The 13,671-nt window shown below is 33.2% G+C and carries 13 protein-coding genes; 2 read left to right on the top strand and 11 right to left on the bottom strand.

Annotation, left to right across the window (positions count from 1 at the left end; translation table 11 throughout):
- Positions 1-98 precede the first annotated feature (98 nt).
- The 8 genes from IRZ83_RS12650 to truA form a co-directional block, all read right to left on the bottom strand.
- The gene (locus IRZ83_RS12650) at positions 99-791 is read right to left on the bottom strand and encodes a CPBP family intramembrane glutamic endopeptidase (RefSeq protein WP_194569232.1); all 693 of its coding nucleotides are present in this window, start codon (positions 789-791) and stop codon (positions 99-101) included.
- A gap of 6 nt (positions 792-797) precedes the next feature.
- On the bottom strand, positions 798-1,187 hold the full coding sequence (locus IRZ83_RS12645; RefSeq protein ID WP_194569230.1) for a DUF1801 domain-containing protein: 390 nt from the start codon (positions 1,185-1,187) through the stop codon (positions 798-800).
- Between the two features lie 214 nt (positions 1,188-1,401).
- The gene (locus tag IRZ83_RS12640; RefSeq protein ID WP_194569227.1) at positions 1,402-2,304 is read right to left on the bottom strand and encodes an arginase family protein; all 903 of its coding nucleotides are present in this window, start codon (positions 2,302-2,304) and stop codon (positions 1,402-1,404) included.
- 140 nt (positions 2,305-2,444) lie between these two features.
- Complete coding sequence (lpdA, locus tag IRZ83_RS12635; protein WP_194569225.1) at positions 2,445-3,833, bottom strand: dihydrolipoyl dehydrogenase; 1,389 nt, start codon at positions 3,831-3,833, stop codon at positions 2,445-2,447.
- Positions 3,834-4,084: 251 nt separating this feature from the next.
- Positions 4,085-4,669, bottom strand: coding sequence for an NUMOD4 domain-containing protein (locus tag IRZ83_RS12630; RefSeq protein ID WP_029272992.1), 585 nt, complete (start codon positions 4,667-4,669; stop codon positions 4,085-4,087).
- Positions 4,670-5,222: 553 nt separating this feature from the next.
- Complete coding sequence (locus IRZ83_RS12625; protein WP_228515148.1) at positions 5,223-5,513, bottom strand: ubiquitin-like protein; 291 nt, start codon at positions 5,511-5,513, stop codon at positions 5,223-5,225.
- Positions 5,514-5,690: 177 nt separating this feature from the next.
- Positions 5,691-7,445: an ABC transporter ATP-binding protein gene (locus tag IRZ83_RS12620; protein WP_029272994.1), complete on the bottom strand. Its 1,755-nt coding sequence runs from the start codon at positions 7,443-7,445 to the stop codon at positions 5,691-5,693.
- Positions 7,446-7,500: 55 nt separating this feature from the next.
- A complete protein-coding gene (gene truA / locus IRZ83_RS12615; protein WP_194569223.1) occupies positions 7,501-8,235 on the bottom strand; it encodes a tRNA pseudouridine(38-40) synthase TruA in 735 nt (244 codons plus the stop codon).
- Positions 8,236-8,777: 542 nt separating this feature from the next.
- Between truA and IRZ83_RS12610 the strand changes: the two genes are divergently transcribed.
- Together IRZ83_RS12610 and IRZ83_RS12605 are read left to right on the top strand one after the other, a co-directional pair.
- A complete protein-coding gene (locus tag IRZ83_RS12610) occupies positions 8,778-10,694 on the top strand; it encodes an SPFH domain-containing protein (protein WP_035667318.1) in 1,917 nt (638 codons plus the stop codon).
- A 246-nt stretch (positions 10,695-10,940) separates the two neighbouring features.
- A complete protein-coding gene (locus tag IRZ83_RS12605) occupies positions 10,941-11,435 on the top strand; it encodes a metallophosphoesterase family protein (RefSeq protein WP_029272997.1) in 495 nt (164 codons plus the stop codon).
- Positions 11,436-11,442: 7 nt separating this feature from the next.
- Here IRZ83_RS12605 and IRZ83_RS12600 read toward each other — a convergent pair whose 3' ends face one another.
- From IRZ83_RS12600 to IRZ83_RS12590, 3 genes are all read right to left on the bottom strand, one after another.
- Positions 11,443-12,357, bottom strand: a complete 915-nt coding sequence (locus tag IRZ83_RS12600; RefSeq protein WP_194569221.1) for a sensor histidine kinase — start codon at positions 12,355-12,357, stop codon at positions 11,443-11,445.
- Between the two features lie 36 nt (positions 12,358-12,393).
- The gene (locus tag IRZ83_RS12595; protein WP_194569347.1) at positions 12,394-13,056 is read right to left on the bottom strand and encodes a response regulator; all 663 of its coding nucleotides are present in this window, start codon (positions 13,054-13,056) and stop codon (positions 12,394-12,396) included.
- A gap of 148 nt (positions 13,057-13,204) precedes the next feature.
- Positions 13,205-13,621, bottom strand: a complete 417-nt coding sequence (locus IRZ83_RS12590) for a DUF4293 domain-containing protein (protein ID WP_029273000.1) — start codon at positions 13,619-13,621, stop codon at positions 13,205-13,207.
- Between the last annotated feature and the right edge of the window lie 50 nt (positions 13,622-13,671).

The following is a 13,671-nucleotide window of genomic DNA, read 5'->3' as shown; positions in this document are numbered from 1 at the left end:
TGATTTTGGTTGAACTAAAGTACAATTAATATTTAAAATGTTTATTTACTATCTGAAATCTAAAGTTCAGAAAAAAACTGATTTTTTAAAAAGAAGAATTAATTGCTGATCCTATTTCTATTATTGGATTTTTTTAGATATGAATAAGTCAAAATTGGTAATCCAATTATTTGTAAAACAAAGAAAAACAGCGAAATAAGTCCATCTAACTTTTGGTCGCTGTCAATAATTAAGTATTGATGACCGAGCGGGCCTTTAGAGAAGATGACAGTATTTATTAAATTCCATCCTAAATGCAATCCGATTGGGAGGTAAAGCGCTTTTGTTTTTGCGTATGCGAATGCAAACATAAGTCCCCAAATTGCAGTCATTGCAAAAACAATTGCCATTTGAATGGGATTTCCGAATGCGCCAAATGTGAACCAATGATAAATTCCGAAAGCAATTGCAGAAAAAATGCAGGCGCGCTTAACACCGAATTTTTTAATAGAAATATAAAGCAAAGCGCCTCTAAAAATAAGTTCTTCAAATAATACTGAACTTAAAACCCACCACGAACTTTTTAAAAAATCTAAAGTTGTAAAATTTTGATTTATACTGTAATGCGTATCTGCTAAACTCGAAGTCGAGAAATAGTAGAAAAGACAAAAAAGAGAAGCAGTAAAAAATCCGAATAGAAAGTTGAAAGTCCTGCTTTTGGTTAATTTAAATCCTAAAACAGAGAAGTTGGATTTATCAAACCAGTATAGCAATAACCAAGAAAAGATAAGTTCAACTAATATTCCGATCATATATTTTTATTTTAATCGCTCTAAAACTCCTTTTCGCTTCACAATGTTTTTATAATCCCATTGTATTTCTATTGCTTTTGTGATCCAGCGTTCTATATCTTCTTTAACAATTTGCGCAGAATCTGTATAACGAAATTCTGCAGCTTTGAAAGAACCTTCATTCGAAAGTTTTTCTTCATCAAAAGATTGACCGCTCCAGAATAGTAAACGAACAGAACCTTTTAATTTGCTGTAACCCACAATCGGATTTCCTTCTAAAAACCAAACCGGATGTGCGTGCCAGATTTTATTTTCGGCATCAGGCAAGTTTTTATTGATTATAAAAGCTAATTGATCACAGATTTCTTTGTCTGCACTGGTTTGTAAATTATTATAATCTTGTACGGATGCGTTCATAATAGAAAACTTTAATTTATTGATGGTAATACAATTATGAACTAAATTAGTGTTTTTTATTGCAAAATATAAATTGAAAAACAGAATTTATTTTGAAAACGATTTTGCGTTAGGGATAGGAGCGGTATCCTTTTTGTTTTTTCTTTAAAAACAAAAAGATATAGCGGATAGCCCGGCCGAAGGTAACGCCCAAATTAATAGACTAATTTTAAACTTAAAAATAGATATGCGTATTGAAAGTGTCTGTTATATTATCTACAAAATCTTTTGTGTATTGTCCGGTTTGGTCAAGATCTGGATCTAAAATGGTAATATCAAGTCCGCTTAGTTTTTCGCTTTGAAATAAATAGGAGGTAAGCTCATTGAATTCGTTGTAAGTAAGACCGTCGGGCGATCTGCTGTCGACGCATGGCATTATAGAATCGTTTAAAACATCGACATCGATATGTAGCCAGAAGCCGTCTAGATTCTTGTTTTTAACTTGAGTAAGAAAAGATTCAATACAATTTAAAATGCCTTGTTTTCTTAATTCGTAAAGACTGATATAAGTGGCAGAAGAATTTCTGATTTCGTTTTCGTATTCATCGTCGTATTCGCGATTGCCTACGCACCAAAGATTGTCTTCTTTTATATAGGGCGCTAAGTTTAGAATATTAGTCAATTTTTGATGCCCATTTCCGGTTACTATTGTTGCTGCCATGCCGCCAACTCCTCCAGTTTCAGATAGCGAAACATTCATAAAATCAGTGTGGCCGTCGAGATAAAACAAGCCGTAATTGCCTTTTTGTTTTAAAGCAATTGCTGGTCCTAGAAGAATACTGCAATCACCGCCAAGTACAAAAGGAAATTTATTTTGTGTAAGCAGATTATTTATTAAATATGCCTGTTCTCTGGCATAATGTACTAATGAATTTGCGTTGAGAATATTCGTTTCTGGATCCTTACTATTGGTATATTTTGGAGCATCAAGCCGTATAATGTTTTCAGTATTAAGAGCTTTGTGCAGATTGTGTTTCCAAAACCAGTCTGGTAATTTTTTTACGCCAGGTTCTTTTCCGGGCTGTGGTTCTTTTAAGCCTAAATTGGATGGAAATTCGACTATGCGTAATTCTTTCATGACTTTTTTATTTAGTGATAAAGTTATGGAAATAAGATTTAGGTTGAAATAAAAAAATCCGACTTGCTTTCACAAATCGGATTTTTTAAATTGAAAATAATATGTAACCGCATCAATGCAAGGCATCAACACAATGTTTTTTACAAGTGAATTACTTCGCCGTAGGCATCAGCCACAGCTTCCATAACAGCCTCGCTCATTGTTGGGTGAGGATGGATAGATTTAAGGATTTCGTGACCTGTAGTTTCTAGTTTACGGGCTACAACTGCTTCAGCAATCATATCTGTAACACCAGCACCAATCATGTGGCATCCTAACCATTCTCCGTATTTTGCGTCAAAGATTACTTTTACGAATCCGTCAGCTGCACCGGCCGCTTTTGCTTTTCCAGAAGCTGAGAATGGGAATTTACCAATTTTTAATTCGTATCCTTTTTCTTTAGCTTGTTTTTCAGTTAAACCTACAGAAGCAATTTCTGGAGTTGCATAAGTACAACCCGGAACGTTTCCGTAATCGATTGGGTCTACGTGTAAACCAGCAATTTTTTCTACACAGTTAATTCCTTCGGCAGAAGCCACGTGAGCCAAGGCTTGACCTGGAGTAACGTCTCCAATTGCGTAATATCCTGGAATGTTAGTTGCGTTGTATGTGTTTACTAAGATTTTATCTCTGTCAACAGCAATTCCAACTTCTTCTAAACCAATATTTTCGATGTTTGTTTTAATTCCAACTGCAGAAAGTACAATGTCAGCTTCGAGAATTTCTTCTCCTTTTGCTGTTTTTACCGTTGCTTTAATGCCAGTTCCAGTAGTATCAACTTTTTCAACAGAAGCTTTAGTCATAATTTTAACTCCTGCTTTTTTCATAGAACGCTCCATTTGTTTTGAAATGTCTTCGTCCTCAACAGGAACAATGTTTGGCATGAATTCTACGATAGTAACTTCAGTTCCCATAGAATTGTAGAAATGAGCGAACTCAACTCCAATTGCTCCAGAACCTACAATAATCATAGATTTTGGCTGTGTTGGCAATGTCATTGCCTGACGGTAACCAATTACTTTTACACCATCCTGAGGTAAGTTTGGCAACTCGCGAGAACGAGCTCCAGTTGCGATGATAATGTGATCAGCGCTATATTCAGTAACTTTATTGTCTTTATCTGTAACGTCAAGTTTTTTTCCTGGTTTTAGTTTTCCAAAACCTTCAATAACGTCAATTTTGTTTTTTTTCATTAAGAATTGAACCCCTTTGCTCATTCCGTCAGCAACACTGCGGCTTCTTTGAACCACTGCTGGGAAATCTTTATCGAATTCAGAAACTTTCAATCCGTAATCAGAAGCGTGTTTTAAGTAATCAAAAACCTGAGCTGATTTTAATAATGCTTTTGTTGGGATACATCCCCAGTTTAAACATACACCACCAAGGCTTTCTTTTTCAACTACAGCTACTTTAAAGCCTAATTGTGAAGCTCTAATAGCTGTTACATATCCGCCAGGGCCACTTCCTAAAACAATAACGTCGTATTTCATTTTTTTGGTTTTTAGTATTTATTACCGAAAATGAAGTTTAATTCCGAAACTCATTTTCCGATTTTTCTTTTGTTATTTGTGATTGCGAATTTAAGGATTTATTTTAAAATACACTTTAGATATGTAAAATGTTCATTGTAAAATGTGAAATGCAACTTTATAAAGTGAAATAAAAAAAGTAAAATGTGAGATGAAACCCAATTTGGATTCACATTTCACATTTTACTATTTACATTTTACAAAAAATACAATTAAACCTTAACGTGTCCCCAGTTTTCTCCGCTTGCAATTCTTCGAATTTGCATTTCGCTAACGCCAAATTGTTTTGCGATCATTTTAAGACGTGTTTTTTGTTCAGGTCGAGACAAGATTTTCTTGATCAGCATAACCTTTGTAGTAGTTAATTTTCTTCCGTCTGCTTTTAAGTTGTGTTCGATTAGGTTTTTTTTTGCCTGAATCACACGCGGGCTTTTACGGCTGTGCGCCATCATTTCTGCTTTTGTTGCCCAACGTAAATTGCTTACATCATCGTTGCTTCTGTTATAGTCAAGATGCAGGACATAAGTTTGTTCTTCTGACTCTTTCGGAATAAAATATTGCGCAACTAATTTGTACAAAAAGAGGTATTTGTTAACGATTTTATCGTCTTTTTTGACTTTAAATCTAAAAGTTGGATATCCATCACTTAAACCGCCTTTTAAGAGACGTCCGTTTTCAATTTCATCAGTAAAACTAATTAAGCGTCCTCTGTTTGAAATGGCATAACGTAATTGTAATGAAGCATTTATTTCTATTTCTTTGAACTGTTCGTTTGGATAAAATCTATTTTGTGGCATTTTCTTTTACATTTGATTTCTATATTCTCAAAGATAAATAATAAACAAAAAATTACCGCTATGTTGTTGATTATGAAAGATCAATTTTATGATTTCTATAACGCTAATTTAACGTTTTAAAGCGATTTCGATAGTTTTTAATCGGGTTTTTAATCACAAATTGTGAATTATGTAGTTTTTTATTTTTGAAAAAAGAGTGAAATTTAAGATAAATGATCATTAAATTATTGACCTAACCAATTTTTAAAATTATTAATTTCTTTTTTACTGCTGAAAATAGGCTCATTTTCTAAAGATGAACAGTTAAAATAAGTTCGACTTTTTGATGGTGATGTTTTATACTCTTTAATGCTGTTTCTTTAACTATATTTAAAAACAATAGGGTTCAACTTTAATTCAAGTTGAACCCTATTGTTTTTAATGTACACACTTTTTAGGAATGTCATTTGATTCTATATTGTATTTGAAACCTAAGTAATAACTGTTTTAAAATCTATTAAAGGTATTCAAACCCATGTCATTTTCTTTTTCTTTAAGAAACAATTAATTAGAATTATGGACAAGGATTGCTAAGAACCATATGTATTGTGCTCTCTTTTAAAATATTATAATCACATAATGTTCTTCCGTCTTCAAGTTGTTTTCCTGCAAATATTAACCTTTGGCATTGAGGGGGAATTCCTTCTTTATCTTGTATCTTAGCCTTAATATTATCAATAGTATCTGAACATTCAACCTCAAGAGTTATAGTTTTTCCAGTCAATGTTTTTACAAAAATTTGCATTGAGAACGCATTAACCGAACAGGCTAAAAATAAAACGATAATTAGTAATTTTTTTTTCATGGTTTTTTTAAATGATTATTTATTTTTCAAACTTAGTTATTTATTTGTAAGAATGCAACTAATAGTATTAAGTTATAGTTAGCTTACTTTAAATAAAATACAATGAAGTATCATAGTTTTAATGTCTAAATTATTTGTAAGAATTTGAAAATAAATGATATAGGAAATTTCGCAGCGTTAATTAGCTACTGAAAATTGCGAATCGTATAGGTTTTTGTAATAGCCATCAGTTTTATTGAGTAATTCCTGATGTGTTCCTTGTTCAACAATTAGTCCTTTGTCCATTACCACAATCTTATCTGCATTTACAATTGTCGCCAATCTATGGGCAATAATAATAGAAGTTCTTCCTTTTGTAATAGTTTCTGTTGCACGCTGAATCAATTCTTCTGAATAGGTATCTATCGATGAGGTTGCTTCATCTAAAATCAAAATACTGGGATTGCTTACATATGATCGTAAAAATGCGATTAATTGGCGTTGTCCTGAAGATAACATTACACCGCGTTCTTTCACATCAAAATCATAATTATCAGGCAAGCTCATAATAAAATCATGCACACCAATTTTTTTAGCCGCATTTAGCACTTGTTCGCGTGTAATCTCAGGATTGTGCAAAGTAATGTTATTATAAATCGTATCAGCAAACAGAAATACATCCTGCAAAACCACAGCAATTTGTTTTCTTAATGAAGCCAAAGTATAATTTTCAATATTATGTCCGTCAATAAAAATAGTACCGCTGTTGATTTCGTAAAAACGATTCAATAAATTAATTATAGTCGATTTTCCTGCTCCAGTCGAGCCTACAATCGCAATCGTCTGTCCGGCATTCACAGATAAATCAATACCTTTTATAACTTCTTCTTCCGGAATATAACTAAAACGAACAGCTTTAAATTCAATGCTTCCATCGAAAATAGGCGCTTCTAGAGTTCCAGTATCTTGAATATGATCTTGTGTGTCAATAATATCAAAAACACGATTGGCTGCAATCATTCCCAATTGCATCTCATTAAACTTATCTGCAATCTGGCGCAATGGGTTAAAAAGCATTCCGATGAACATTGTATATGAAAATAAATCTCCAAAAGTGGTAAAATGATCGCCGTTCAAAATTTTAAATCCACCGTAAACGACCACTAAACCTAACGTAATAGACGAAATAATATCAGCAATGGGAAAAAATATCGAGTTGTATAAAATTGTCTTTATCCAAGCAACTCTATGTTTGTCATTGATGTTTTTAAAGTTTTCAGCTTCAATTTTTTCACGGTTAAAAAGCTGAACGATTTTCATTCCTGTAACGCGTTCCTGAACAAAAGAATTCATATTCGCGATCTGAGTACGAACTTCTTCAAATGCAACCTGCATTTTACGCTGAAAAATTCGGGTAATAAAAACCAAGATCGGCATCGCAACCACAACAATCCAAGTCAGTTTCCAGTTCATGTAAAACATAAAAATTAAAACCACCAGCATTTTCATCAAATCACTTATGATCATGAACAATCCTTGACTGAAGATCCTTGCAATCGATTCAATATCAGAAACTGATCTGGTTACCAATTGTCCAACCGGAACCAAATCAAAATATTTCATTCTAAAACTCAAAATATGCTTGAAAAGTTTTGTTCGAATGTCTTTTACAATATCTTGACCAAGCCAGTTGGCCCAGTATACAAAATAAAATTGGGAGAAAACTTCCATAAGCAAAACACCGCCCATCAAAACAATATACATTAATAAACCTTGTTTATCGTGTGTCTTTATATAGCCGTCAACCGTTTCTTTTAATAAATAAGGGCGAAGTGCTGCAAAAATCGACAGCGATACCGCAAAAAGAATAACGCCGTAATAGCGCCATTTATAAGGTTTGGTATAAGTTAAAATTCGTTTGAATAATCCGGTATCGAATGCTTTTGCTTTCATTTGTTTTTTTTATGCTTAAGCAACTGGCTTAATGCTTGCTGCTTATTGCTTATTGCTATAAATAATCATAATCAATTTTGGTTAAATATAAACCATGCGCCGGAACAGAAAATCCAGCTTTTTCTCTGCTTTTACTGGCGATAATATTTTCAAAATCTTCTAAAGAAATTTTATGCAAACCAATATTGACTAGGGTTCCTACAATAGAGCGTACCATATTTCTTAAAAAACGGTTCGCTGAAATAGTAAAAATCAGCTTATTATTTTCTTGTTTCCAATACGCCTCAAAAATCGTGCAATCAAATGTATTTACGTCTGTATTTACTTTCGAAAAACATTGAAAATTGGTATGATTCAATAAAATCTTTGCTGCTTCATTCATCAAAGCTACATCTAATTTTTGATTAAAATACCAGCTCAATTCCTCTAAAAATGGATTTTTAACAGTATTGATATGGTATTCGTATGTTCTTTTTGTAGCGTCAAATCGGCAATGTGCGTCATCTTTTACTAAAATGAGATTAAAAATCGCAATGTCTTTTGGTAAATAAGAATTTAATTTATGTATTAAATTCGGCACATCAATTTTCGTTTCAAAATCAAAATGGCCGTACATTTCCTGTGCATGAACACCTGTATCAGTTCTTCCGGCGCCCATAACATTTATAGTACTATTTAATAAAACAGAAAGCGCTTTGTTTAAAGTTTCCTGAACAGATGATGCATTCGGCTGAAACTGCCAGCCGTGATAATGTGTTCCGTTATAAGCAAATTGAATAAAATATCTCAAGGTAAAGATTCAAAGGTTTTGAGAGGCAAAGGTACAAAGGTTTTTTTGAAGTTGCTAAGATTCTGAGTTGCTATCACGAAGCCTCGGGACTAAGGTTTTCTTTTTTAGGTTCACAGAAACAAAGGTTCACAGGTTCAAAGGTTTTTTTGCGATGTTATTCGTAGAGACGCACTGCAGTGCGTCTAACATAACGGGATAACGTTTTTATCTATATGATATGTAACCATTTTTACGTAAAACCACAAAAATCTTCAAAGAAAAATATTTATTTTCTGTGCCACTGTATTTTTTAAAACTAGATAAACAAACCTCTCTCCCTTTGCCTCTCTGTACCTCTGTACCTTGCCAAAAACTGTTAAACCCAAAAATACCAATCATAGTTTGTCCAGTGAAAAATCGTGTCAGAAATTGACAATTCCAACGATTTAATTCGAGCCTTTTTTTAACATTTTTTAGAAAAAATTGTCAAAAGTTAATTTTGCAAATATTTCATTTTAATAGGAAATATTTCTCCTATGTTTGTAATCTAAATATCAAAAACTATGAATGAAATTACTTCTTATTGGTGGGTCATTTTAATATTGTTTTCCATCATTTTTTACAAATTTATTTTGCGCGTTTTCTTCGGAATGGTAATGGTTCCTGAAGATAAAATTGGTTTGGTTACTAAAAAATTCGTTTTGTTTGGCGCAGACAAATCATTGCCGGACGGCCGTATCATCGCAACAAAAGGTGAGGCAGGTTATCAGGCAAAAACCCTTGCTCCAGGTTTATATTGGGGAATGTGGATCTGGCAATATTCAATAGATATGACTGGATTTACGGTTATCCCGGAAGGAAAAATCGGTTTGGTTTTAAGTAAAGACGGACAGGAAATTCCAACCGGACGAATCTTAGCACGAAAAGTAGACAGTGATAATTTTCAAGATGCTACTTTTTTCTTGAACAACGGAGGACAAAAAGGACGTCAGACGGCTTTTATTACAACAGGTTCGTATCGTATCAACACCTTCTTGTTTGAAATCGTAATTGCAGATCAAATCAAGATTTACGAAAACATGATTGGTATCGTTACAGCGCTTGACGGAGAACCAATTCCGCAAGGACAAATTGCTGGTAAATTTGTTGAAGGCCATAATAACTTTCAAGATTTCGACAAGTTTTTAGGAAGTGGAGGAAATCGTGGTTTACAGCCTCAAGTTATGTTGGCAGGATCATACTATATTAATACATGGGGAGTTCAGATTGAACAAAACCCAATGACAGATGTGCCAATTGGTTACGTTGGAGTTGTGATTTCTTATATAGGAGAAGATGGACAAGATGTGACCGGCGATACTTTTAAACACGGAAATATTGTTTCTAAAGGACAACGAGGTGTTTGGATGGAACCGCTTGGACCTGGAAAATATGCCTTGAATAAATATACAACAAAACTTGAAGCAGTTCCAACAACTAACTTGGTTTTAAACTGGGCAAACGCTCGAAGCGAATCGCATGATTTAGATAAAAATTTATCTACAATTACCGTTCGTTCAAAAGACGGGTTTCCATTTAATCTTGACGTGGCGCAAATTATTCACGTTCCGGCAAATGAGGCGCCAAAAGTTATTGCCCGTTTTGGAAGTATGAACAACTTGGTTTCTCAAGTTTTAGAGCCAACAATTGGTAACTATTTTAGAAACTCGGCTCAAGACAGTGATGTGATCTCTTTCTTATCAACTAGAAAAGAGCGCCAGGAATCAGCCAAAAATCACATTAAGTTAGTTCTTGACGAATATAATGTAAATGCAGTTGATACTTTGATTGGAGATATCGTCCCACCAGATTCATTAATGAAAACTTTAACTGATAGAAAATTAGCTGAAGAAGAGCAAAAAACCTATCAAACGCAAAGAATGGCGCAGGAACAGCGTCAGGGAATGGAGAAAGAAACCGCAATTGCTGATATGCAGAAAGAAATTGTACGCGCCTCACAAAGTGTTGAAATTGCACAACGTACTGCCGATGCAACCGTTAAGAAAGCAGAAGGAGATGCTACAAGTTTAAAACTGAATGTAAATGCCGAAGCAGAAGCTACAAAAATGCGTGCCAATGCAGAAGCCGAAGCAACAAAAGCGAGAGCAGGAGCACAGGCAGAAGCAACTAAATTAAATGCAAGCGCAGAAGCAGAAAGAATCTCAAAAACTGGTTTAGCCGAAGCAGAGAAAATTATGGCAATTGGTAAATCGACTGCAGAATCTTATCAATTGCAAGTTAGTGCCATGGGCGGTGATAACTTTACGAGATATAAAGTAACCGAAGAAATTGGTAAAGGAAATATCAAAGTGATTCCAGATGTTTTAATTTCCGGTAATGGAGGTTCTGACGGTTCGATCAGTGGTTTATTAGGATTAAAACTAATGGAAATGATGGATACTAAAGATTCTAAAGATTTAAAAAATCCTAAGAAACAGTAATCGTTAACATATTTAGATTTCCTGTTGGAATGAATAATAATACCTAACAGGTTTTAAAAACCTTTTAGGATAAAAATCCGATCTGTATCTGCAGATCGGATTTTTTATGTTCAAAAATAAAAAAAGACCGTTCGAAAGACGCACTGCAGTGCGCCTCTACAGAAAAACCTTTGTACCTTTGAAACTGCAGAAAAAATCTCAGTCCCGAGGCTTCGGGATAGCAACTTAGAATCTTAGCACCTTAGAATGAAAAAAATCCTCTTGCTCTCCGATACTCACAGTCATATTGATGATACTATTTTGAAATATGTCGCTCAAGCTGATGAAGTTTGGCATGCTGGAGATATAGGAGATTTAAATGTAACAGATACCATAAAAAAACTGAAACCGCTGCGTTGTGTTTACGGGAATATTGATGACGCACAAGCAAGATTAGAATTTCCATTACATAACCGATTTTTATGTGAAAATGTTTCTGTTTGGATTACACATATTGGGGGTTATCCCGGTAAATATAATCCAGCTATAAGGGAAGAAATGGCTTTGAATCCACCAAAATTATTCATCTGCGGACATTCGCATATCTTAAAAGTAATTTTTGATAAAAAGAATAATCTATTGCATATGAATCCTGGCGCCGCCGGAAAAAGTGGATTCCATCAAGTTCGAACGATGCTTCGATTTGTAATTGATGATGATAAAATTAAGGATTTAGAGATTGTCGAAATTGGTAAAAAGTAATTTCAGATTAATGAGAAATTGGTATTTTTATTTTAATCTTAGTTCCTTCATTAACTTTAGAAGAAATATCAAAACTTCCTTTAAATTTTTTAATTCTAGCTCTGATTCGGTTAAGTCCAAAACCTTCAGCTTCATTTATTTTTTTTGCTTTAAAACCTTTTCCGTTATCTCGAATTTTAATGGTAAAATGTTTTTGGCTTTCGCTTAAAACAATTTTGGCATTGTTTGCTTCGCTGTGTCTAATAATGTTGTTGAATAGTTCTGATACAATAAAGTAAATATTCATTTCAAATTTTTCCGAATATCTTTTATCGGTCGGAACAGTGCTTGAAAAATCAAGATGAATAGTAGCGTTTGAGTTTCTCTCGCACAAATCTTCCAAAGCATAAATTAATCCAAAACGAACTAAAAGACTCGGGACAAGATCATGAGATATATCGCGCAAAAGATCGTGAGCCTCTGCTAAAATGGCTTTGGCTTTCTGAATTTCATCTGATTTAATGTTGTTTTGAGCTGTAAAAGTATTTAAATGCAAACCTACAGAAGATAATAAAGAGTTGATGTTGTCATGTAAAAATGAAGCTATTTTTTTTTGTTGAACTTCTTGACTGTCAATTCCTGCATTAATAATATTGAGCAGTATTTTTTGCTTGATATCTTTTCGTTTAATTTTTTGTTTTAATTTATTATTCTGATAAAAGAAATAGAATAAGAAAAACAGAATTATAACAAGTACAATTGATAAACTGACTATCTTCTTGTTTCTCAATTGCTCTAATTTATGCGATTCTAAAATAGTGGCTTTTTTAGATGTTTCAGAAGAGAAAGAAGCTGTTGTAACAAATGTTTTTTGCTTATTAAAAATAGGATTTCCATTTATAAAAACAAAGAAAAAAAAGGCTGTGAAAAATCGAGAAAGCATAAAACCAACAATTTAAAGCATGATATATTTAAAAATCTAAGGATTGATTAAATGATTTTTTAGGGCATACTTGACAAGACCAATTGTGTTTTTGGTTTGAAGTTTTTTCATAATATTTTTTCGGTGTGTTTCAACCGTATGGATGCTGATAAAAAGCTGTTCGCTAATTTCTTTGCCGCTGTATTCTAATGAAATTAGTTTAATGATTTCGATTTCTCGATTACTTAAAATGGGATTTTCTACGTTTGCGCTTTTGCTTAATTTCGGGTTATTTTGGGTGAAATTCGCAAAAATTTTTTCTCTTACAGCATCAGAAAAATATTCTTGATCTTGATAAACAGCATGAATGGCTTCAATGATATTTTCTCCAGCGCATTTTTTAGTCAGATATCCCTTTGCGCCTAATTTCATTACTTCCTTAATGATTTTCAAGTCATCATAACTTGATAAAATAATGACTTTGCAGGGAAATTGTTTTTCGCTAAACTCTTTGAGAACACTAATTCCGTCTTTTTCAGGCATGCTGATATCTAGTACTAAAATGTCAGCCTTATTTTGAGTGACGTCCGTATAGATTGCAGTTCCATCTAATGAATTACCCACAACTTCAAAATTTGAGACAGTCTGTAATAAATTCGTAAGACCATCAATAAGCACTTGATGGTCATCTGCAAGATGGATTCTTATTTTGGGTAATATCATTGTTTATGGAATGAAACCGCAAATTTATAAAGGAATTATCTGGAAAGATTGCCCTAATAAGGTTGTTTTATATCTTTTTAGGGCACAAAAAAACCCGAATATAAAATTCGGGTTCTCTTCGCACAAAAAAATTAAGTTTATAGGTTTATCTCAAACGATCTACAGATTTTACGAGATCTTCATCTTTTTTGATGGCCTTATTAGCTAACACTAATAATACGATAGCAACAATAGGAAGAAACATCCCAATACCTTTCTCTGAAACAGCGTTTACTGTTTCTCCAGATAGATTTAGTGATCGATATACAAATAATCCTAATAAAATTAAATTTAATATTATGTTCAGTCTGTTCATCACAAACTGATTTTGTCTTTTCTTGTATGAAATAATGCTGACGATAGAAAGCATTGTACTTAAACCTAACAAAATAGTATAAAGTTGTTCCTGCATAAAGTAGAAAGGCTTTCCAGTATTTAATGTCCAAAGCGGAATAAAAAACATTAGCACCCCTGTCACTACAAAGGTAAGAATTAAATATACGGTTTGAATTCGTTGTATCATGGTCTAAAATTGTTTTACAAAAATATATTTTCTTTTTTATAAATACTATT

The sequence above is a fragment of the Flavobacterium sp. JLP genome (genome assembly GCF_015350755.1).
Taxonomy (GTDB): Bacteria; Bacteroidota; Bacteroidia; order Flavobacteriales; family Flavobacteriaceae; genus Flavobacterium.
This window is presented reverse-complemented; position numbering and strand designations above follow the sequence as displayed.

Excerpts from the sequence above, each read along its gene's own strand:
- IRZ83_RS12630 (WP_029272992.1), bottom strand. The coding sequence starts at position 4,669 with ATGCCACAAAATAGATTTTATCCAAACGAACAGTTCAAAGAAATAGAA.
- IRZ83_RS12645 (WP_194569230.1), bottom strand. The coding sequence starts at position 1,187 with ATGAACGCATCCGTACAAGATTATAATAATTTACAAACCAGTGCAGAC.
- IRZ83_RS12620 (WP_029272994.1), bottom strand. The coding sequence starts at position 7,445 with ATGAAAGCAAAAGCATTCGATACCGGATTATTCAAACGAATTTTAACT.
- IRZ83_RS12605 (WP_029272997.1), top strand. The coding sequence starts at position 10,941 with ATGAAAAAAATCCTCTTGCTCTCCGATACTCACAGTCATATTGATGAT.
- IRZ83_RS12650 (WP_194569232.1), bottom strand. The coding sequence starts at position 791 with ATGATCGGAATATTAGTTGAACTTATCTTTTCTTGGTTATTGCTATAC.
- IRZ83_RS12640 (WP_194569227.1), bottom strand. The coding sequence starts at position 2,304 with ATGAAAGAATTACGCATAGTCGAATTTCCATCCAATTTAGGCTTAAAA.
- lpdA (WP_194569225.1), bottom strand. The coding sequence starts at position 3,833 with ATGAAATACGACGTTATTGTTTTAGGAAGTGGCCCTGGCGGATATGTA.
- IRZ83_RS12610 (WP_035667318.1), top strand. The coding sequence starts at position 8,778 with ATGAATGAAATTACTTCTTATTGGTGGGTCATTTTAATATTGTTTTCC.
- IRZ83_RS12625 (WP_228515148.1), bottom strand. The coding sequence starts at position 5,513 with ATGAAAAAAAAATTACTAATTATCGTTTTATTTTTAGCCTGTTCGGTT.
- IRZ83_RS12600 (WP_194569221.1), bottom strand. The coding sequence starts at position 12,357 with ATGCTTTCTCGATTTTTCACAGCCTTTTTTTTCTTTGTTTTTATAAAT.
- IRZ83_RS12590 (WP_029273000.1), bottom strand. The coding sequence starts at position 13,621 with ATGATACAACGAATTCAAACCGTATATTTAATTCTTACCTTTGTAGTG.